Raw genomic sequence first — 21,724 nt, 5'->3', positions numbered from 1 at the left:
ACATGTCGACCGAACTGCACCACACACCCCCCGCGTTGGAGACCGGCTCGGCGACCGCGCTGCTGCGCTTCGCCACGGCCGGGTCGGTGGACGACGGCAAGTCGACCCTGGTCGGCCGACTGTTGCACGACTCCAAGTCGATCCTGACGGACCAGTTGGAGGCGGTCACCCACGCCTCGCTCAAGCGCGGCCAGGAGGCGCCGGACCTGGCGCTGCTCACCGACGGCCTGCGGGCCGAGCGCGAGCAGGGCATCACCATCGACGTGGCGTACCGCTACTTCGCCACCGCGCGCCGCCGCTTCATCCTCGCGGACACGCCCGGCCACGTGCAGTACACCCGCAACATGGTCACCGGCGCCTCCACCGCCGAGCTGGCCGTCGTCCTGGTCGACGCCCGCAACGGCGTCGTCCAGCAGACCCGCCGCCACGCGGCGGTGGCCGCCCTGCTGCGCGTGCCGCACGTCGTGCTGGCCGTCAACAAGATGGACCTGGTCGACTACGCCGAGCCGGTCTTCGCCGCTATCGCAGCGGAGTTCAGCGCGTACGCCGCCTCGCTGGGCGTGCCCGACGTCACCGCCATCCCGATCTCCGCGCTGGCCGGGGACAACGTGGTCGAGCCGTCAGCGCACATGGACTGGTACGGCGGCCCCACCCTGCTGGAGCACCTGGAGACGGTGCCGGTCGGCGGCGACCCGTCCGACGAGCCCGCGCGCTTCCCGGTCCAGTACGTGATCCGCCCGCAGGGCGGCGAGCACCGCGACTACCGCGGTTACGCGGGCCAGTTGGCCTCCGGCGTGCTGCGGGCCGGCGACCCGGTGACCGTCCTGCCGTCCGGGCTGACCACCACCGTCGCCGGGATCGACGTCCTCGGCAAGCAGACCGACATCGCCTGGGCCCCCCAGTCGGTGACGGTGCGGCTGACCGACGACATCGACGTCTCCCGCGGCGACCTGATCGCGGCCGGCGCAGCGCCCCAGTCCACCCAGGACGTCGTCGCCACCGTCTCCCACCTGCACGAGCGTCCACTGCGGGTCGGCGACAAGGTGCTGCTCAAGCACACCACCCGCACGGTGCGGGCGATCGTCAAGGACATCCCCTACCGCATCGACATCGACAGCCTGGACCGGGTCGCACAGCCCGAGAGCCTGCAGGTCAACGACATCGGCCAGGTGGTGCTGCGCACCTCCGAGCCGCTGGCGCTCGACCCGTACGCGGTCAACCGCCGCACCGGCTCGTTCCTGCTGATCGACCAGGCGGACGGCACCACCCTCACGGCCGGTATGGCCGGCGAGGCTTTCTAGAGTTCGGAACCCTCTGATGACGGGACTTCTCACGATGGGCGGCGAGGCATTCTCCCGCATGGCGAAGGAAGGCGGCCGCGTAGGCAGCGGCGCGCTCGGCGCGGGCCAGGGCGGCGTCGCCCGATGTGGGTGCTGACGGGGAACTGCTGATCCCCGTCGCCGGGTCCTCGTTGCGGCATTCCCGCCGCCCGACCCGGACTGCCCCAGCCCCCGCGCACCCATGGCGCGACGGCTGAGCGCCACAGCCCGCTTCCTGCCATCCTCGTGAGGACCATTCATGTCTGCCCTGAACCGCACTCGCATCAGACGCGCCGTCTCCGCTGCCGCCGCCGGACTCGCCACCATCGGTCTGCTCAGCGCTTGCGGCTACGGCTCCAAGGCCGCCACCACGGCCGCTGCACCCGTCTCCGCCGGCTCCGGCGGCGCGTCGACGGTCAAGCTGTCCGCCGACACCGTCCACATCGGCTACTTCGCCAACCTCACCCACGCGACCCCGCTGATCGGCGTCCAGGACGGCCTGTTCGCCAAGGACCTGGGCTCGACCACGATCAAGACCCAGATCTTCAACGCCGGGCCGGCCGAGGCCGAGGCGCTGAACTCCGGTGCCATCGACATCGGCTGGATCGGCCCCTCCCCCGCGATCAACGCCTACGTGAAGTCCAAGGGCGCAGCGCTGAAGATCATCTCCGGTGCCACCTCCGGCGGCGTGGAGCTGGTCGTCAACCCCGCGAAGATCAAGACCATCGCGGACCTCAAGGGCAAGAAGATCGCCACCCCGCAGCTCGGCAACACCCAGGACGTGGCGCTGCTCAACTTCCTCGCCACCAACGGCTACAAGGAGAACGCCAAGTCCGGTGCCGGCGACGTCTCGGTGGTCCGCACCGACAACTCGCTGACCCCGACCGCCTACTCCTCCGGGTCGATCGACGGCGCCTGGGTGCCCGAGCCGACCGCCTCCAAGCTGGTCGCCGAGGGCGCGAAGGTCCTGGTCGACGAGAAGTCGCTGTGGCCGAACGGCCAGTTCGTCTCCACCAACGTGATCGTCTCGCAGAGCTTCCTGACGGCCCACCCGGACGTCGTCCAGGCCGTACTGAAGGCGTCCGTGGACACCAACGCCTGGATCCTCGCCAACCCCGACCAGGCCAAGAAGGACGCCAACACCGCGCTGACGACCCTCACCAAGAAGGCGCTGCCGACCAAGGTCCTCGACGCTGCCTGGTCCGAACTGACCGTCACCAACGACCCGCTCGCCACCACCCTCAAGACGCAGGCCGACCACTCCGTCGCCGCCGGCTTCGTCACCAAGCCCGACCTCACCGGCATCTACGACCTGACGCTGCTCAACAAGGTCCTCGGCGCGGCGGGCCAGCAGCCCGTCTCCGCCGCCGGACTGGGCGCGCAGTAGCCCGGCACCCCCTGAGCCCCGGTGCCCGTCCCGTGTCCGCGTCGATGCCCGATCACACGGACCGGGACGGGCCCCGGCAGAGCCCCTCTCCCCCTCTCCTCTTTCTTTCCCCGCCCGTCAGCACAAAGCCCAGGAGGTGACCGGATGGCCCCGGTAGTCACCGAACAACTGCCCACCAGCCCCGCACTCGCCACCGAACCCCCCGCCGTGACGCTCGACCATGTCAGCAAGACGTTCGGGCGCAGCGGCCACGCGCACCCGGTCCTGGACGACATCAGCCTCAACGTCGCGCCGGGCGAGTTCGTCTGCCTCCTCGGCGCGTCCGGCTGCGGCAAGTCGACCCTGCTCAACCTGGTCGCCGGCCTCGACCGCCCCACCAGCGGCAGCATCGAGGTGCCCGGTGGCCGGGCCGCGCTGATGTTCCAGGAGCACGCCCTCTTCCCCTGGCTCACCGCCGGCCAGAACATCGAGCTGGCGCTGCGGTTGCGCGGCCTGCCGCGCGGCGAGCGCCGTGCCGAGGCAGAGCGGCTGCTCACCCTGGTGCGCCTCACCGGCTCGCACAAGAAGCGCGTGCACGAGCTCTCCGGCGGCATGCGCCAGCGCGTCGCCCTGGCCCGCGCGCTCGCCCAGGACGCCAACGTGCTGCTGATGGACGAGCCCTTCGCGGCGCTCGACGCCATCACCCGCGATGTGCTGCACGAGGAGCTGACCCGGATCTGGGCCGAGACGAACGTCTCCGTCCTGTTCGTCACCCACAACGTGCGCGAGGCCGTGCGCCTGGCCCAGCGCGTCGTGCTGCTCTCGTCCCGCCCGGGTCGGATCGCCAGCGAATGGCGGATCGACCTGCCGCAGCCGCGCCGCATCGAGTCCGCCGGAGTGGCGGACCTCTCTGTCGAGATCACCGACCAGCTCCGTGGGGAGATCCGCCGCCATGTCCAGCACTGACACCACCACAGCCACGACGGCCGCGACCGACGCCGAGGCGCCCGTGGACGCGGCGGTCGACAGCGTCAAGGCGGCTCCGGCCGGCGTCAGCACCTCCGACGAGGCGGCCGACCTCGGCGCCGGCCTCGACGCCCTGGAGACCGAGACCGTCGAAGGCACGCCGCTTCGCCGCGTCCTGCTCTCCAAGGCCCTGCCGCCGCTGATCGCCGTCGTCCTGGTCCTGCTCCTCTGGCAGGGCGCGTACGCGGCCCACCTCAAGCGGCCGGACCTGCTGCCCAGCCCGCTGGACGTGTGGAACAGCCTCTACGACCAGTGGCTGCAGGGCACCATCCTCGGCACCATCTGGACCTCGCTGTCCCGGGGCGCGCTCGGCTTCCTCGCCTCCGTCGTCATCGGCACGCCCATCGGCCTGCTCGTGGCCAAGGTCAAGCCGGTACGCGCGGCGATCGGGCCGATCCTGTCCGGGCTCCAGTCCATCCCCTCGGTCGCCTGGGTCCCGGCCGCGGTCATCTGGTTCGGGCTCAGCAACGCCACGATCTACGCCGTCGTCCTGCTCGGCGCGGTGCCGTCCATCGCCAACGGCCTGGTCGCGGGCGTCGACCAGGTCCAACCGCTCTACCTGCGGGCCGGTCGCACCCTGGGCGCAACCGGGCTGCGCGGCGTCTGGTTCGTGCTGCTGCCCGCCGCGCTGCCCGGTTATCTGGCCGGCCTGAAGCAGGGCTGGGCCTTCGCCTGGCGCTCGCTGATGGCCGCCGAGCTGATCGCCAGCTCGCCGGCGCTGGGTCTGGGTCTGGGCCAGTCGCTGGAGAACGCCCGCGAGGTCCAGGACATGCCCGGCGTGCTGTCGACGATCCTGCTGATCCTGCTCGTCGGCATCGGCATCGAGCTGCTGATCTTCGCTCCGCTGGAGCGGCGGGTGCTGCGCTCGCGGGGTCTGCTGGTGGCGCGCCGATGAGACCCGCCTCCTCGACGCTGCTCCTCGTCGCCCACGGAAGCCGCGATCCGCGCCACGCCGCCACGGTCACCGACCTGGCGGCGCAGGTGCGGGCGCGGCGCCCTGGCCTGGACGTCGAGGTCGGCTACCTGGACCACTGCGCGCCCCGAATCCCGCAACTGCTCAGCCGCCTGGAGGGTGAGGTCGTCGCCCTTCCGCTGCTCCTCAACCACGCCTTCCACGCGCGCAGCGACATCCCCGGCGTCCTCGCGGAAGCCGCCGCCCGCAACCCGCGCCTGATCATCCGTCAGGGACCGGTCCTCGGCCCGTCCCCGCTGCTCCTGGACGCCCTGGACCGCCGCCTCGCCGAGGCGGGCGTGGACCCCTCCGCGGGCACCGGGATCGTCCTCGCCGCGGCAGGGTCCTCCGACCCGGCCGCCAACGCGGTCACCCGCCGGGTCGCCGCCGCGTGGCAGAGCCTGCGCGGCTGGGCGGGCGTCGAGGTGGCCCACGCCTCCGCGGCCCCGCCCCGGGTCGCCGCCGCCGTCGCCGCCCTCCGGGCGCGCGGCGCCCGGCAGATCGCCGTCGCTCCGTACCTGCTCGCCCCTGGCCTGCTCCCGGACCGGATCGCCGCCGAGGCCGCCGCCGCCGGCGTGGACGCCGTCGCCGCCCCCCTGGGCGCGACTCCCGAGCTCGCCCGCCTTCTGCTCCGCCGATACGACGAGGCCCTGCTCGCCCGCACCAGCCCGCAGGCGCTCAGCGCCTGAGCCTGAGCTGAGGCACACGAGGTAGCACAGCAGGGGCGCGGGGAACTGCGCTGCCAACCATGCACCTTCGTTGCTGGCTGGTCGCGCAGTTCCTCGCGCCCCTGGTTGTGGTTGCTCATCTGCCGACAGGGCCGGGCACGCGGTCATCGCGTGCCCGGCCCCAGCATTGAGCTGACTGCTACCTGCGGGACGGCGAGTCCACCTCGGCGTCGCTGTCCCGTACCGGGAAGTTCCCGGCGACGACCTTGCTCTCCCCGTGGCCGGAGTGCCCACGGTCCGCGTGTCCTGGCCACCACGCGGCGTGCCCGATCAGCGCGGTCAGCGACGGGGTGAAGAACATCGCCATGACGAACGCGGCGATCACGATGCCGAAGCTGATCGAGAAGCCCATCTCCGCGAAGAGGGTGTTCCCGGCGAGCATCATGCTGGCGAAGGTTCCGGCGAGGATCGCGCCGGCCGCCGCCACCGTCGGCCCGGCGTGGCGCAGGGCCTGCGCCGCCGCCTCGCGCGGGTTGCGGCCCTCCCGGGCCTCCTCCCGCAATCGGGCGATCATGAGGATGTTGTAGTCCGTGCCGATCGCCACCACGAAGAGATACATGAACACCGGGAGCATGAACATCAGCCCCGACTGGTTCTGCATGTGCTGGAAGACCAGCACCGTGGCGCCCAGGGTCGCGGCGAAGCCGAGGCCCACCGAGGCCATCAGGTACCAGGGGGCGACCACGCTGCGCAGCATCAGGCCCAGGATCAGCATGATCAGCAGCCCTGCGGTCGGGAAGACCACCAGGTAGTCGTGGTTGATCGCCTTGTTGATGTCCTTGTAGATCGCGGAGACCCCGCCGACCAGCGCCTTGTCCCCGGCTGGGGCCGCGGCGTGGGCGACCGTGCGGATGCTGTCGACCGTGTTCATGGCCTGCGAGCTCTGCGGGTCGTTCGTGAGCACGACCGAGATGTCCGCGGTGTTGCCCGCCGCGTTGAACCGGGCCGGGGCGACCTGGGCGACGCCGGGGACCGTCTTCAGCTTGTCCTCCAGGCCGCTGACCGCCGACTTGTCCAGGACGGTACCGCTGTCGCTGGTCAGGTAGACCTGGGTGGGCTGGGCTGCGCCCGCACTGAACGCCCGGGTCATGGTGTCCTGGACGACCATCGACTCCTTGGTCTTGGGCATGGAGCCCGAGGCGAAGTCGAAGCTGGCCTTGTAGCTGGTGGCCACGAGCGCCAGGGCGACCATGAGCAGTCCGGAGACCAGGGCGACCATGGCCGGACGGCGCTGCACCAGGCGCCCGACGCTGGCGAACTTCGAGCTCTGCGGCTCGACCTGCCACTTCTTCGACGGCCAGAACAGCGCCTTCGGCGGGATCAGCGAGAACACGGCCGGGATCAGGGTCAGACCGGCGATCAGGGTGACGCCGACCGCGATGCCCAGGGCCGGACCCATCTGCTTGAGGAAGGAGACCGAGGACAGCGACAGCGCGAGGAAGGCGATGATGACGGCGCCTGCGGCGGAGGCGATGGCCTCGCCGACCCGGCCGACGGCCGTGATCATGGCCTCCTTGGCGTCCTCGCCCGCTCGCAGCCGTTCCCGGTAACGGAACATCAGGAAGAGGATGTAGTCCGTGCCGACGCCGAACAGCACGACGATGAGGATGCCGGACACAGAGCTGTTGGACTGCAGCCCGAGCAGCTTGGTGATGTCCGCGATCAGTCCGTTGGCCGCCGTCGCGACGATGCCGATCAGCACCAGCGGCAGGATCGCCATCAGCGGCGCCCGGAAGATGATCAGCATCGCCAGGATGATGATTACGAAGGTGCCCACGCCGATGAGCGCCTGACCGCGCTGGGACGCGTCCTGCTGGTCCAGCACCTGCGCCGCCGAACCGCCGAGCTTGGCGTTGAGGTCGGTGCCCTTGGTCAGCTGCTGGAGGTCGTCACGCAGGGCCTTGGCCGCGTCTGCCTGCTTGGGCTGGCCGGCGCTCTTGTCGTCCATCTTGACGAGCCCGAGGCCGTACTTGCCGTCAGCGGAGAAGGGGCCGGGGAAGACACCCTGGACCTGGTCGACCTTCTTGGCCGCGAGGTCCTTGTTGAGCTGCAGCACCGCGGTCTTGTCGGCCGGGGTGAGCGCCAGGCCGTCGGTGCGCTGGTAGAGCACCTCTGCGGCCGGGGTGAAGGCCGTTGGGAACGCCTTCTGCTGCAGTTCCATCGCCTGGATGGACTCGTAGCTCTTGGGCAGGAAACTGCTCTCATCGCTGTTCGACGCCAGCGTCGGCGCGGTCATGACGATCACGACGGCGGCGACGATCCACGCCACGATCGTCCAGATCGGGTGACGCACGACCGTGCGTCCTATCCGGTGAAACATGCGAGTGCGCCTCCAAGGCGAGGACCACCCCGCCCCAGCGTCGGTGCACGGGCAGCGCGATCGGACCGAATGACTAGCCGGTCGGCAGGTAAGTTCTGTTCAGGCATCTTAGGAAGCTGACTAGCCGCCCGGCAAGTCGGGCCTTTCGGCCCCGGCGCCCTGACGGAACCCCCGCGATCCCCTGCACCATCTTCACCCCTCCCGACCGGCCGTTTCCTCGTCCCCCGGGTGGATCCCTCTCCCCCTCAGGGCGGAGAAGCAGATCGGAGAGGGTAGGGGTAACCCCCGAGTCGCCCTGAGGCCAAGCCCAGGGGCGGATCGCCCGCTGGCCGGATGTCCCGTCAGATCCGGGCTCCGTAGCGTCGTCTGTGCGCTTCAGCACACCTCACAGCCCGCGCAGACCTCAGCCCGGAGCCCGCGACGGCTCCGGGCCCGGAGTCCAGAGTCCAGGGGGACCACCGTGACATCCCGCGCCCACAAGACCGCAAGGCCCGGCTTCGCCGCCGCCATCGGCGGCTGGAGTGCCCGGCATCGAAAGACGGCCGTCTTCGGCTGGCTGCTCTTCGTCGTCCTCGCCACCGTCCTCGGCGGCATGGCCGGCAGCATCCAGACCACCGGCAAGGACAACGGGGTGGGCCAGTCCGGCCGCGCCGACCAGCTGATCGAGCAGTCCGGCATCAAGTCCCCGGCCCACGAGACCGTGCTGATCCAGAGCAGCACCTTCACCGCGACCGACCCGCGCTTCCGTACCGCTGTCGAGGACACCATCGGCGCCGTCCGGGCCACCGGCGCCAGCTCGGCCGTGAAGTCCCCCTACACCAGCGGGGCCATCGCCCCCGACCAGCACTCGGCGCTGGTCGAGATCACCATGGCGGGCGACCCCGACACCGCCGACCAGCGGGTCGCGCCCCTTCTCGCCGCCGTCGCGGCCACCCAGGCGCACCACCCCGAGCTGACGGTCGAGGAGTTCGGCGAAGCCAGCGCCAACAAGTGGTTCAACGACATGTTCACCCATGACTTCAGCCGGGCCGAGTGGACCGCGGTGCCGCTCGCGCTGGGCATCCTGCTGGTGGCCTTCGGGGCGCTGGTCGCCGCCGTACTCCCGGTACTGCTCGCGCTGACCGCGTTCATCGCCGCAGGCGGGCTGGTCGCGCTGAGCAGCCACCTGCTCCACACCAGCAACGACGCCTCCTCGGTGATGCTGCTGGTCGGGCTGGCCGTGGGCGTCGACTACTGCCTCTTCTACCTGCGCCGTGAGCGTGAGGAGCGCGCCAAGGGCCACTCGCCCGAGGCCGCGCTGAAGATCGCCGCCGCGACCTCCGGACGGGCCGTCATGGTCTCCGGTCTGACCGTGGTCGTCGCCATGGCCGGAATGTTCCTGACCGGGATCGCCGACTTCGAGGCCATGGGCATGGCCACCATCCTCGTCGTCATCACCGCGGTCCTCGGCTCGGTCACGGTACTGCCCGCGCTGCTGTCCATGCTCGGCGACCGGGTCGAGAAGGGACGCATCCCCTTCCTCCGCCGGCGCCGCACCACGGAGGCCGCAGCCGCTGCGCCGGCCGGGAGCCGCTTCTGGCGCGCCGTGCTGGGCCGGGTGCTGCGCCGCCCGGTGATCTCCGCCGGGATCGCCACCGCGCTGCTGCTCGCTCTGGCCGCGCCCATGCTCGGCATGAACACCGCGAACCTGACCTTCGCCCAGCAACTGCCCAAGGGCAATCCCCTGGTCCTGACCGAGCAGCGGATCGCCGCCGCCTTCCCGGGCAACCCCAACCAGGCGACCGTCGTCGTCACGTCCGACCAGCTCGACTCGGCCGCCATGACCGCCGCCCTCAGCGCTTTCAAGCAGCAGGCCGTCGCGACCGGACTGCTGCACGACCCGATCACGGTCACCCGCTATCCGGCGCAGCACCTCGAACTCGTCGACGTGCCGATGGCGGGCAGCGGCAACGACAAGACCAGCAACGACGCCCTGGCCGCGCTGCGCGGCACGGTCGTCCCGCACACCCTCGGCGCCGTGCCCGGCACTCAGGCCGAGGTGACCGGCCGGACGGCGGGCTCGGCGGACTTCAATGCGCAGATGACCGGCAGTCTGTTGCCCGTGTTCGCCTTCGTGATGGGCTTCGCCTTCCTGCTGATGCTGCTCTCCTTCCGCTCCGTCACCATCGCCGCCACCGCCCTGGCGCTCAACCTGCTCTCGGTGGCCGCCTCGTACGGCGCGCTGACGCTGGTGTTCCAGCACGGCGTTGGCGCGTCCCTGCTCGGCACGGCCGGGGTGGGCGCGATCGAGACCTGGGTCCCGCTGTTCCTGTTCGTGATCCTCTTCGGGCTGAGCATGGACTACCACGTGTTCGTGGTCTCCCGGATCAAGGAGGCGCACGACCGCGGCCTGGCCACCCGCGCCGCAGTCGCCCACGGCATCAGCAGCACCGCGGGTGTGGTCACCAGCGCCGCGGCGATCATGGTGGCGGTGTTCGCGGTCTTCGGCACCCTGGACATGCAGGCCATGAAGCAGATGGGCATCGGCCTGGCCGTGGCCGTGCTGATCGACGCCACCGTCATCCGGGCGGTGCTGCTGCCCTCGGTGATGAGCCTGCTCGGGGACCGCAACTGGTACCTGCCGCGCTGGCTGGACTGGCTGCCCGACCTCGGTCATGGCGAGCTGCCGACCGAGCAGCCCGCGACTCACACGGAGGAGTCCGTCCCGGCCCGCGTGTGACGCCTTCGCCGGGCACAGTCCGGTGGGCTGACCCTCTCTGCACGGGGAGAGAGGGTCAGCCCACTGCTGTCGCCACCCGCAGCGGCCAGCTGCCGTCGACCACGGCCTGCGGCTCCTTGCTCGTCCGCAGCCAGGCCTGCAGCCCCTCGGCCCAGGCGGCGTGCCAGCCGATCTGACGGTGGTGCAGCTCGACCGGGGCGAGACCGCCGACCTCGGCAGGGTACTTCCGGCCGAGCGCCAGGGCCACGCGCAGCGCGGCGAGGGCGTCGCTGCCGGCCTGGTGGGCGTCGGCGAGCTCCACCCCGTACACCGCGCAGGTGCTCTGCAGGGTGCGGGAGCCCTTGCGGTACTTGTCGACGGCTCGGTCCACAGTCAGCGGGTCGAGCACAGGACCGATCGGCCCGCCGCCGAGGCGGTGCTCCAGCGAGGGCAGGCCGTGCCGGCGCAGCTCGGCACTGAGCAGGCTGAGGTCGAAGGCGGCGTTGAAGACCACGGCCTGGACGCCGGAGCGCCAGTACTCGCAGAGCGCGGCGGCGACCTCGTCGGCGACCTCCGCGACCGGTCGGCCCTCGGCGACGGCGCGCTCGGTGCCGATGCCGTGGATGGCGGCGGCGTCCGCGGGGATGGCGACGCCGGGGTCGGCGAGCCAGTCGCGCTGCCGGACGACCACCCCGCCCTTGGCCTCGACCAGCGCGGCGGTGACGATCCGGGACTCGGCCGGGTCGGTCCCTGTGGTCTCCAGGTCGAACCCGACCAGGGTGTCGTGCAGCCAGCTCATGTGCCGTCCTCTCCTCCAGGTGCTGCACCATCATCCCGTGCACCACTGACAACAGGAGCCCGGGGTGACGACAGGAGGCGGAGCAGGGGACAACTCCGGGACGGGGTAGGAGACGGGGTCAGGAGACGGGGCGGGAGTCGCCCCACACGCCCTCGAACTCCTCCTGGTAGACCTGGAACAGCCCGGGCTCCGGCGGCCGCCCGGACAGGATCGGCCCGGGCGTGCCGCCCCGGAGCACCAGCGCCGGGGACTCGATGCCGCGGGCCCGGCGCAGGTACGACTGGACGACGCCGAGGCCGTCCGGACCGTCGCCGTCCACCAGGTAGGCGGTGAAGCGCGGCAGCTCGTCGTGGACCCGGATCTCGAAGGCGCCCGCGTCGCGCAGCCGGGCGCGGACCCGCCGGACGTGCATGATGTTGGTCTCCACGGCCTTGCCCAGTTCGCCTCGCCCCAGGCCCAGTTCGCGTTCGCGGCGGCGCAGGGCGCTGCTGGCCGGGTTGAGGAAGAGCAGCCGGACCCGGCAGCCGCTGTCGGCCAGGGCGACCAGCCGACGGCCGGTGAAGTTCTGGCAGAGCAGGCTGAGCGAGATGCCGACGGCGTCCAGCCGCCTGGCCCCGGCGAGCAGGTCCTCGACCGGCAGCGCGCGCTGCAGCCGGACCCGGTCCGGGTGGACGCCGATGACGTCGGCGTAGCGGTCTCCGACCAGCTCCTCGACCACGTCCACGGGGGCGCGCAGCCGGACGGCGTCCGACCCTCCGTCGAGCAGCATCAGCAGCCGGGCGGCGGCGCGCTCGGCCTGGGCGAGGACGTTCTCGGACAGCGCGCGGTTGCGGGAGACGACGTGCCGGGCGACCTCGAGCTCGTCGAGGGCGAGTTCGACCTCGCGACGGTCGCTCAGGAACGGCTCGAAGCACGGCCAGTGCTGGACCATCAGCTCCCGCAACTGCGGGAGGGTGAGAAAGACCACAAGGTTGTCGTCGTCGGGGTCGAGCAGGTAGCCCTTGCGGCGGCTGACCTCGCGTACGGCGCCCGCGCGCTGTACCCACTCCTCGCCGGCCGGACCGGCGGCGGCGATCACCCAGTCCTCTCCGTGCACGGGTTCGTACACGGGTCGCAGTACCTCGGCGACGACGGAGCGGAGCCGCTGCTCGACCAGGTTGAGCCAGACGTAGGCGCGTCCGGCGCGGCGGACCCGGAGCCTGGCCTCGTCCCAGGCCGCGGCGGGCCAGGCGAGGGAGGGCTCCAGCGAGCCCGGCTGGTGCGGCACGGTCCGTCCCGACCCGGTGCGGACGACCGCGGTCGGGGCCTCTCCCCGCGCCGTGCCTCCTGCGGCACCCCCGTCGGGGACGACCATCCCGGACCTCACCGTTCCTCTCCTGCACGTCCTGCGCGTCCTGCCTGCGTGTGCTGTCTGCCTGCGTGTGCTGTCTGCCTGCGTGTCCTGCCTGCGTCACGGGTGTGGACTGCCCGCGCGTGCCGCATGGACTGCTCGGGCTGCGTAGGCTGCTGCTGCTCCACCGGCCGCCGACGACCTGACCCCGGGTGAGGTCCCGCGCCGGCAAAGCGTTTCCTTCGCCGACAACGTACCGCGCCGAGGGGTCCGGAGTAGGCCGTCCGAGTGACTCCGGACGATCAAGAGTACTTTGTAGGGACCTGGTAGCACAGGAGCGTGCGGGGCTGGAGTGACAAGTGGCGTCACGTGTCGGCACCGTACCGGTCCGTCACCAGGGGGTACTGGGACACCCGTTCGGGCGAAGAACGAGTGAAACGGCCATGTCTGCGGTTACCCTGCGACACCATGCGAGTGGACATAACGGGCCCGCCCGATGGGCATAGGGCACGTGACGGTCGCCGCTCCCCTCCAGCAGGGGTCGGCACGGGCGCGAGCGGGAGTTGTTGACGACGATGCAGGTCTGGCCGGGACAGCCCTACCCCCTGGGCGCCACCTACGACGGTGCCGGGACCAACTTCGCCGTGTTCTCCGAGGTCGCCGAGCGGGTCGAGCTGTGCCTCCTGGGCGACGACGGCTCGGAGACCTCGGTGGAGCTCCGGGAGACCGACGCCTTCGTCCGGCACGCCTTTCTGCCGGGCATCCAGCCAGGTCAGCGCTACGGATTCCGGGTGCACGGCCCGTACAAGCCCGGCAACGGCGACCGCTGCAACGGCGCCAAGCTGCTGCTGGACCCCTACGCCAAGGCGATGAGCGGCCGGATCGACTGGGACGAGTCCGTCTACGGCTACCACTTCGGCTCCCCGGAGCAGCGCAACGACCTGGACTCCGCCCCGCACACCATGGCCTCGGTAGTGGTTAACCCTTTCTTCGACTGGGGCAACGACCGCCCGCCGCGTACGGACTACCACCGCACGGTCATCTACGAGGCCCATGTGAAGGGTCTGACCTACCTCCACCCCGGCATCCCGGAGGAGATCCGCGGCACCTACGCCGGGATCGCCCACCCGGCGGTGATCGAACACCTGGTGAAACTGGGTGTGACCGCGATCGAGCTGATGCCGGTGCACCAGTTCGTCCACGACCATCGCCTGGTCGAACTGGGCCTGGCCAACTACTGGGGCTACAACACCATCGGCTTCTTCGCGCCGCACGGCGCGTACTCCTCGCTGGGCGACCGCGGCCAGCAGGTGCAGGAGTTCAAGTCGATGGTGAAGGCCCTGCACGCCGCCGGCATCGAGGTCATCCTCGACGTGGTCTACAACCACACCGCCGAGGGCAACCACCTGGGCCCGACGCTGGCCTTCCGCGGCCTGGACAACTCCGCCTACTACCGGCTCGCCGAGGACCGCCGCTACTACGAGGACACCACCGGCACCGGCAACAGCCTGCTGATGCGCCACCCGCACGTGCTCCAGCTGATCATGGACTCGCTGCGCTACTGGGTCACCGAGATGCACGTCGACGGCTTCCGCTTCGACCTCGCGGCGACCCTGGCGCGGCAGTTCCACGAGGTCGACCGGCTGTCGTCGTTCTTCGACCTGGTCCAGCAGGACCCGGTGGTCTCCCAGGCCAAGCTGATCGCGGAGCCGTGGGACGTGGGCGAGGGCGGCTACCAGGTCGGCAACTTCCCCCCGCTGTGGACCGAGTGGAACGGCCAGTACCGCGACACCGTCCGCGACCTGTGGCGCGGCGAGAACGCGGCCCTGGCCGAGTTCGGCTCCCGGCTGACCGGCTCCTCCGACCTCTACCAGGACGACGGCCGCCGACCCATCGCCTCCATCAACTTCGTGACCTGCCACGACGGTTTCACCCTGCGCGACCTGGTCTCCTACAACTACAAGCACAACGAGGCCAACCACGAGGGCAACCGCGACGGCGAGGGCTTCAACCGCTCCTGGAACTGCGGCGTGGAGGGCGAGTCGGACGACCCGGCGGTGCTGTCGCTGCGGGCCCGCCAGCAGCGAAACTTCATCGCGACGCTGATGCTGTCGCAGGGCGTGCCGATGCTCTCCCACGGCGACGAGTTCGGCCGCACCCAGCTCGGCAACAACAACGCCTACTGCCAGGACAGCGAGATCTCCTGGGTCCGCTGGCCCTTGGCCGCCATCGGCCCCAGCCGGAGCCCGGTCGAGGCCGAGGAGGACGAGACCGGCGCCTCCCAGGACGCGTCCTCCCAACTGCTGGAGTTCACCCGGCACATGGTCTGGCTGCGCCGGGACCACCCGGTGTTCCGCCGCCGCCGCTTCTTCCACGGCCGCCCGGTCTCCGGTACCCACGACGACCTCACCGACATCGCCTGGTTCACCCCGGCCGGCGTGGAGATGACCGACCGGGACTGGAAGGCGTCCTACGCCAAGTCGCTCAGCGTCTTCCTCAACGGCTACGCCATCTCCGAACCGGACCGGCGCGGCGGGAAGATCACCGACGACTCCTTCCTGCTGATGTTCAACGCGGGCTCCTCCGGCATCGACTTCACCGTCCCGGTCAACCACGGCCGGGAGTGGCAGGTCGTCGTCGACACCGCCCTGCCCTGGGTGATCGCCCCGGGCACGGGTGCCAAGGTCCGTGCCGGGGACGGCCTGCACCTTGCGGACCGCTCGATGATGGTGCTCCAGCGGCCGGCCTAGATCTTCGGCACCCGCTCGGGGCTCAGGCCCTTCGGCCGACGCCGGCGTACATCCATCGCGTGGTGTTCTCGGTGGAGCCGTCCGGACGCCACAGCGGGACGAACTCGACACCGGGCTCCAGCAGTTCCCATCCCTCGAAGTACTCCGCGACAGCGGCCCGCCCGCGCAGTTTGATCCGGGAGTCGGTCTTGTCCCAGGTCTTCGCCACCTCGGCGGCCCGCTGCGGGTTGCCTTCGAACGTGCTGTGGGACAGCAGCAGATAGCTGCCGGGCGCGAGCCGGCTGTGCACGGCCTTCACCGCGGCGCGCGCCTCCTCGTCGCTGACGAAGTGCAGGACCGCGACCAGCAGGACGGCGACGGGCTGCGACAGGTCGATCAGCCGGCGCAGCTCGGGACGGTCCAGCAGCTCGTCGAGGTCGCGCAGGTCGCCGGTCAGCACGGTGGTGGTGCGGTTGTTCGCCAGGAGGGCCCGCCCATGTGCGAGCACGATCGGGTCGTTGTCGATGTAGACGACCCGGGCGTCCGGGTCCGTCTCGTGGACGACCTCGTGCACGTTGCCGCGGGCGGGCAGGCCCGAGCCGATGTCGATGAACTGCCGGATGCCCGCTCTGGCGCAGAGGCGCACGGCGCGCTGCAGGAACGCGCGGTTCTCACGCGCGGCGGCCGGGATGTCCGGTGAGGCGCTGATGGCGTGCTCCGCCGCCGCCCGGTCGGGCGGGAAGTTGTCCTTGCCGCCGAGCCAGTAGTCGTAGATCCGGGCCGGGTGCGGGATGTCGGGGCGGAGGTCCGCGGACGGCCTCCGGTCGTCGGACCGCTCACCTATCCACGCGTTGCCGGTGGTCATGCCTGGACCCTCCCAGTGCTTGATCGCGCAGCGCCTGATCGCGCAGTGCTTGATCGCGAGAGTCCAGAGTAGCGGTCACGGCTCGGCTGCGAACTGCGTGAGCAACAGGGCCACATCGTCGGCGCGGGTCGTCGAACGGCGGGCGTGGCCCAACAGCCGGTCGGCCAGCTGCTCCAGGGAGGTCGCATCGGCATGGGCGAGCGCCACCCGCAGCAGGTCGATGCCCTGGTCGATCTGCATCCCCGGTTCCTCGACCAGCCCGTCGGTGTAGAGGGCGAGCAACGACCCCGGCGGCAGCAGCAGTTCGCCGATCGGGTACTCGGCGAGGGGATCGACGCCGAGCAGGACACCGCCTGGCACGTCCAGTACTTCGGTGCGGCCGTCGGCGTGCCGCAGCAGCGGCGGGAGGTGCCCGGCGCGCACCCCGCGGGCCCATCCGGTGGCCGGGTCCACCTCGATCAGGCAGCAGCTGGCGAGCAGGCCGGGGCCGAGATCGGGCAGCAACTCGTTGGTGCGGGCCAGCACTTCGTTCGGCTGGTTCCCGCTCGTGGCGAACGCCCGTACTGCGCTGCGGAGTTGGCCCATGGTCGCGGCGGCGGCCACGCTGTGCCCCTCGACGTCGCCGATGACCAGGCAGAGTCCGCGGGCGGTGACGATGGCGTCGTACCAGTCGCCGCCGATCTCCATGCCCTGCGTTCCCGGCAGGTAGCGGGCCGCGATGGTGACACCGGGCACCTCCGGCAGCCGGTGCGGCAGCAGCGCGTGCTGGAGGCCGCGGGCGAGGGCGAACTCGGCGTCGTACAGGCGGGCGCGCTCCAGCGCCTGGGCGATCAGTCCGCCGAGTGCGGTGAGCACGCCGCGCTCGTCGGGAGTGAACGGATGGGACTCGTCGAAGCCCAGGATGCAGCTGCCGACGGGGTGCCCGGAGGCGATCAGCGGGAGGAACGCCCAGGCGCACATCTCGTCCAGCGCTATCCCGGGGTAGGCGGACGAGAGCTCGTCGACGGACTCGAAGAAGATGGGCGCGCCGATGCTCAGCGTCTCCACCCCCGGCAGCCGGGCCCGCATCGGGACCCCCTCGAAGCGGTCCAGGAACCCGTCGGGATAGCCCACCTGGAGGGCGAGGTTCAGCCGGTTGTCCTCGATCACGTAGATCGCCAACTCCTGGCCGCCGAAGGCCGGAAGAATCTCCTCCGCCACGGTCGCGCACACTTCGCGGACGGTCACCGCCTGCGTCAGCGCGCTGGCCAGTTGCACCAGGTGGTAGATGGCTCCGAGGCTGGCGCGCGCGGGCGCGGGGGTCTGCCCGACGATCGTGGCCGGTACGGGCGAGGGGGCCGCCACCGGCGGTCCCGTGCCGGCGCCTTCGGCAGGCTGGGTCGAAGGGACCACGGTGCCGGTCACCCCGTGGGCGTCGGGGTGCAGCGCGAAGGCCATCCAGCGGTCGGGGGGCCGGCAGGCGAGGAACGCGGTCGGCTGCCGGGAGATCATCGCCGCCCGGTAGCGGTCCTCGTACCCGGGGTCGGAGAGCCACTCGAGGGATTCCCACAGGTGCCGGCCCAGCAGCTCCTCCCGGTGGGATCCGAGCAGCAGTTCGGTGCTGAGGTTCGCATAGGTGACCCGGCCGTCGGGATCGAGGGAGAAGATGCCGTGCCTCAGCCGCTCGACGGCCTCGGCGGCTGCCGCTCCCGTCCCGGTGTCGAGCACGGCGCCGACCAGATGCGAGCGCCCCGAACCGACCGCGGCGTCCGGCACCCGCCCCCACAGCTCGACGGCTCGCGCCCGGTTCACTCCCGTCACCACCCGCAGGCGATGCGCCAGCACCTGCCCGTTCACCAGCGCGCGACGGGCCGCCGCGCGCAGCTGCGGCAGGTCGTCGGGGTGGATCGAGGCGGCCACGCTCTCGGCTCGGCCGTCGAACCGGTCGGGGTCCAGCCCGAAGATCGCACACACCACCTCGTCGGCCCAGACCTCGCCGGTGGCGAGGTTCCAGTCGAACAACCCCACCCGGGTTCCCGGGCCCGACGCGGTGGGCAGCTCGATCACCGCCATCTCGCCGACGCTCTCCACCGGCGCTCCCCTCGCGACCAGCGCCCCCAGAGCGCCGCCCAGCCGGTTGGCCGTGGTCCGCAGATGCCGCCGGGCCCCCGTGGGCACCCCAGCGGCGGAGGCGGGCCAGAGCGCGCACAGCACCCCGAAGGTCTCCTCGCCGGCGACGATCGGCGCGTAGGCCGAAGCGAACGAGTACGGCAGGCCCACCAGCAGCTGCGGGAAACGCCGCATGGTCTCCTCGGCGCCGGACAGGGAGACGCTGCGCCCGGAGCGGTAGGCGAGCGGCGCGGGCAGCGGGCTGTTCACCGAGAGCCGGCGGAACGAGCCCAGCACGGACACCGGGACGCCGGCGACGGTGCTGAGGACGAGCGAACGCCGGTCGCGGGAGCGCAGGTACACCATGCCGCTGTAGGCGTCGGTGCCCTTGAGTGCCTTCCGCACCGCGTGGGCCAGCAGTTCGTCCCGCTCCCCGGCCGGGTCGGGCGGCCGTTCGCGGGCGGCGCCGTCCGCAGGGGTCTGCGTGGAACCGGGATCGCGCCGAGGGCGGCGGGCACCATCGGGCCCGAGCCCGGCGCGCGTCGCCGTGGTACCGCCGGTCACGCGCGACCCTTGCGGGTCTGTCGGCACACCCTGGCGCATCTCTCCTCTGTACCCCGGCCCATCAGGGGTGTCAAGGCGAGCCCGGGCTTACGACCTGGGGAGCGATAGGGTTCGGGCGCCCACCGCCCGGCACCTCCGCTTGCCGCGTTGCCGCTCTGACATCAGCGGCCGGCGCCGCGGGGCCCAAGTAGCTCCGCTACAAGGGCGTCCCGGCGCCTGGCAATCGAAGCCACGCGGCGGAGCCGCACAGTGTCACTGCGACGGCGTGCGCTGACCCGAGCCCTATCGCTCCCCAGGTCGTTACTCCTCCCCCTCCTGAGGTGTCGCTGAGCTGCCGCGCGGCAAACCGCTTCCCCCGGGTGGGCCGCCGGGGTCGTGCGCAGGCGCTCTACGGGGTAAGCGTGAGGCATGACCGTTGTAGATGCCAGCGAACGGACCGCGAGCGCACCGTCAGCCAGCACCACACCGACGGCCAGCTACCGCCTGCAGCTCCAGCCGGGCTTCGGCTTCGCCGAGGCCCGGCTGGCCGTGCCCTACCTCGCCCGGCTGGGGGTGTCCCATCTCCACCTTTCCCCGGTGCTGGAAGCCGTCCCCGGCTCCACCCACGGCTACGACGTGGTGGACCACTCCAGGGTCAGCCCCCAGCTGGGCGGCGAGGCGGGCCTGCGCGCCCTGGCCGCCGAGGCCCGCACCCACGGCCTCGGCCTGATCGTGGACACCGTGCCCAACCACATGGCGACACCCGTGCCGGAACACCTCAACCACGCCTGGTGGGAGCTGCTGCGGCTGGGACCGCAGTCACCGTACGCGGCCTGGTTCGACGTCGACTGGGCGGCGCAGGACGGCCGGGTCCTGCTGCCGGTACTCGGCGACCGCCTCGGCAGCGAGCTGCCCCGGCTCAAGCTGGACGACTGGGACGGCACGCCCGTGCTCCGCTACCACGACCACGTCTTCCCGCTCCGCCCCGGCTCCGAACGGCTGCCGTTCCCCGACCTGCTCGACCGCCAGTACTACCGGCTGGCCTGGTGGCGCCTCGCCCGTACCGAACTGAACTACCGCCGCTTCTTCACCGTCTCCGACCTGGCGGGAGTGCGGGTCGAACGGCCCGAGGTGTTCCGGGCCACCCACGCGACGCTGCTGCGACTGCACGCGGAGGGCGTGATAGGCGGCTTCCGGATCGACCATCCGGACGGCCTCGCCGACCCGCACGGCTATCTGCGGCGGCTCGCCGACGCCACCGGCGGGGCCTACGTCGTCGTGGAGAAGATACTCACCGGCGAGGAGCGCCTGCCGGGCAGCTGGGCCTGCGCCGGGACGACCGGCTACGACGCGCTGCGCCAGATCGACAGCCTGCTCACCGACAGCGCAGGCGTCGCGGACATCACCGCCGACTACGCCTGCTACGTCGCCGCCAACGTCGAGAACGCAGCCGCCGTCGCCCGGCGCGGCCGGGAGGAGATGGTCGCCCCCCTCGGCGAGCTCGCCGCCGAGGTCGCCCGGCTCGCCCGCCTCGCCACGATGATCTGCGCCGAGGACCCGGCCCTGCGCGACCACGCCTACTGGGCGCTGCGCCAGGCCATCGCCGGAACGCTGGCCGCGTACCCGGTCTACCGCCCCTACCCGGTCCCCGGTGAACCGGACGACCCCACCGACATCAAGCGGATCACCACCGCCACCGCCGACGCCCGCGCACTGCTCAGCCAACCGCACGCCGCCAGCGCCGATCTGGTCCGCGACCTCGCCCTGGGCCGGCTCGGCCGCAGCCCGGCCAAGGACGAGTTCCGGGTCAGGCTGGCACAGACCGCCTCCGCAGTGGCCGCCAAGGGGGTTGAGGACACCGCCTTCTACCGCCGCTACCCGCTGCTGTCCCTGAACGAGGTCGGTGGCGACCCCGGCCGCCCGGGAACCACCCCCGACGAGTTCCACGCCTACTGCATGCGGATGCAGCGCGACTGGCCCGGCACCATGACGGCGCTCTCCACCCACGACACCAAACGCAGCGCAGACGCTCGTGCGCGCCTCACCGTGCTCTCCGAGCTCCCCGAGGAGTGGCACGACGAAATCGACGTCTGGACCGACCTGGTCCCCGAGCAGCTCGACCCGCACACCTCCTACCTGCTGTGGCAGACCGCGCTCGCCGCCTGGCCCGTCGACGGCGACCGGCTGGCCGCCACCGCCCTCAAGTCGGTCCGCGAGGCCAAGCTGCGCAGCAGCTGGACGGAACCCGACGACGGGTACGAGCGGGCCGTGGAGCGCTTCGCCCGCGCCATCCCCGGCACCCCCGGCCTTGCCGCCAGGATCAGCGCCTTCGTCGAGCGGATCGCCCCGTACGCCCGGGTCAACACCCTCTCGGCGACCCTGCTGCACCTCACCATGCCGGGGGTGCCGGATGTCTACCAGGGCAGCGAGGAGCCCCTGCGCACCCTGGTCGACCCCGACAACCGCCACCCGGTGGACCTGGCCGGCCTCGCCGCCCGCCTCGACTCCGCCGACCCGGGCTTCAGCCCCGGCGCCAACCCCGGCGCCAACTCCGGGTCCACTGCCGGGTCCACCGCCGGAGCCGCCACCGGCTCCGCCGCGGCAGCCGAGCCGTCCGGCCGCGACTCCCTGCGATCGGAGAAGCTCCACCTCACCGCTACCGCGCTGCGCCTGCGCCGCGCCCGCCCCGACAGTTTCACCGGCGCCTACACCCCCGTGCCCGCCGACCAGCACCTGGTGGCCTATCGTCGCGGCGACGACGTCCTCGCCCTGGCCACCCGGCTCCCGCACGCCCACGACCGGCGCGGCGGTTGGAACGCCGGGCAGACCCTGCAGCTGCCGCCGGGAGTCTGGACCGACACCCTCGCCGGGCGCACCGGGCTGCACGGCCGCACGCCGCTGGCCGAGCTGCTCGCCGAGCTCCCGGTCGCCCTGCTCGCCCGCGCCCGGTAACCCCGGGCG

At 71.7% G+C, this 21,724-nt stretch carries 13 protein-coding genes; 8 read left to right on the top strand and 5 right to left on the bottom strand.

Translation table 11 applies throughout. From position 1 onward, the window contains the following. The first annotated feature begins 2 nt into the window (after positions 1 to 2). The 5 genes from ABIA33_RS22410 to ABIA33_RS22390 all read left to right on the top strand — a co-directional run bounded on the left by ABIA33_RS22410 (position 3) and on the right by ABIA33_RS22390 (position 5,352). Complete coding sequence (locus ABIA33_RS22410) at positions 3 to 1,301, top strand: sulfate adenylyltransferase subunit 1 (RefSeq protein ID WP_370084153.1); 1,299 nt, start codon at positions 3 to 5, stop codon at positions 1,299 to 1,301. Between the two features lie 277 nt (positions 1,302 to 1,578). Next, entirely contained in the window at positions 1,579 to 2,706 is a 1,128-nt protein-coding gene (locus ABIA33_RS22405) for an aliphatic sulfonate ABC transporter substrate-binding protein (RefSeq protein ID WP_370084152.1), read from the top strand. A gap of 144 nt (positions 2,707 to 2,850) precedes the next feature. Then, entirely contained in the window at positions 2,851 to 3,651 is an 801-nt protein-coding gene (locus ABIA33_RS22400) for an ABC transporter ATP-binding protein (RefSeq protein ID WP_370084151.1), read from the top strand. Beyond that, positions 3,638 to 4,606, top strand: a complete 969-nt coding sequence (locus tag ABIA33_RS22395; RefSeq protein WP_370084150.1) for an ABC transporter permease — start codon at positions 3,638 to 3,640, stop codon at positions 4,604 to 4,606. Before ABIA33_RS22400 ends, ABIA33_RS22395 begins: the two co-directional genes overlap by 14 nt. After that, positions 4,603 to 5,352: a sirohydrochlorin chelatase gene (locus tag ABIA33_RS22390; RefSeq protein WP_370084149.1), complete on the top strand. Its 750-nt coding sequence runs from the start codon at positions 4,603 to 4,605 to the stop codon at positions 5,350 to 5,352. The genes ABIA33_RS22395 and ABIA33_RS22390 overlap by 4 nt, the downstream gene beginning before the upstream one ends. Before the next feature lie 178 nt (positions 5,353 to 5,530). On the opposite strand, the gene ABIA33_RS22385 is transcribed toward ABIA33_RS22390, so the two are convergent. Next, positions 5,531 to 7,711, bottom strand: a complete 2,181-nt coding sequence (locus tag ABIA33_RS22385) for an MMPL family transporter (protein WP_370084148.1) — start codon at positions 7,709 to 7,711, stop codon at positions 5,531 to 5,533. A gap of 460 nt (positions 7,712 to 8,171) precedes the next feature. On the opposite strand from ABIA33_RS22385, the gene ABIA33_RS22380 reads away from it, so the two are divergent. Continuing rightward, complete coding sequence (locus tag ABIA33_RS22380; RefSeq protein WP_370084147.1) at positions 8,172 to 10,430, top strand: MMPL family transporter; 2,259 nt, start codon at positions 8,172 to 8,174, stop codon at positions 10,428 to 10,430. Positions 10,431 to 10,485: 55 nt separating this feature from the next. Here the strand turns inward: ABIA33_RS22380 and ABIA33_RS22375 are convergent, their stop codons facing one another. Together ABIA33_RS22375 and ABIA33_RS22370 are read right to left on the bottom strand one after the other, a co-directional pair. Next, positions 10,486 to 11,208 carry an exonuclease domain-containing protein gene (locus ABIA33_RS22375; protein ID WP_370084146.1) on the bottom strand — a complete coding sequence of 241 codons (723 nt, stop codon included), beginning with the start codon at positions 11,206 to 11,208 and terminating at the stop codon, positions 10,486 to 10,488. A gap of 118 nt (positions 11,209 to 11,326) precedes the next feature. Continuing rightward, complete coding sequence (locus ABIA33_RS22370; protein WP_370084262.1) at positions 11,327 to 12,562, bottom strand: SAV2148 family HEPN domain-containing protein; 1,236 nt, start codon at positions 12,560 to 12,562, stop codon at positions 11,327 to 11,329. A 551-nt stretch (positions 12,563 to 13,113) separates the two neighbouring features. Between ABIA33_RS22370 and glgX the strand changes: the two genes are divergently transcribed. After that, positions 13,114 to 15,288, top strand: coding sequence for a glycogen debranching protein GlgX (gene glgX, locus ABIA33_RS22365; protein WP_370084261.1), 2,175 nt, complete (start codon positions 13,114 to 13,116; stop codon positions 15,286 to 15,288). 22 nt (positions 15,289 to 15,310) lie between these two features. Here glgX and ABIA33_RS22360 read toward each other — a convergent pair whose 3' ends face one another. Beyond that, positions 15,311 to 16,132, bottom strand: a complete 822-nt coding sequence (locus tag ABIA33_RS22360) for an SAM-dependent methyltransferase (protein ID WP_370084145.1) — start codon at positions 16,130 to 16,132, stop codon at positions 15,311 to 15,313. Positions 16,133 to 16,207: 75 nt separating this feature from the next. Beyond that, positions 16,208 to 18,784 (bottom strand): SpoIIE family protein phosphatase, encoded by a 2,577-nt coding sequence (locus ABIA33_RS22355; protein WP_370084144.1) that lies wholly within the window; start codon positions 18,782 to 18,784, stop codon positions 16,208 to 16,210. A gap of 408 nt (positions 18,785 to 19,192) precedes the next feature. Between ABIA33_RS22355 and treY the strand changes: the two genes are divergently transcribed. Next, positions 19,193 to 21,715 carry a malto-oligosyltrehalose synthase gene (gene treY / locus ABIA33_RS22350; protein ID WP_370084143.1) on the top strand — a complete coding sequence of 841 codons (2,523 nt, stop codon included), beginning with the start codon at positions 19,193 to 19,195 and terminating at the stop codon, positions 21,713 to 21,715. The last annotated feature ends 9 nt before the right edge of the window (positions 21,716 to 21,724 follow it).

The organism is Streptacidiphilus sp. MAP12-16 (genome assembly GCF_041262165.1).
GTDB lineage: Bacteria > Actinomycetota > Actinomycetes > Streptomycetales > Streptomycetaceae > Streptacidiphilus.
The sequence above is the reverse complement of the archived record's forward strand: the minus strand, read 5'-3'. Positions and strand labels throughout refer to the sequence as shown.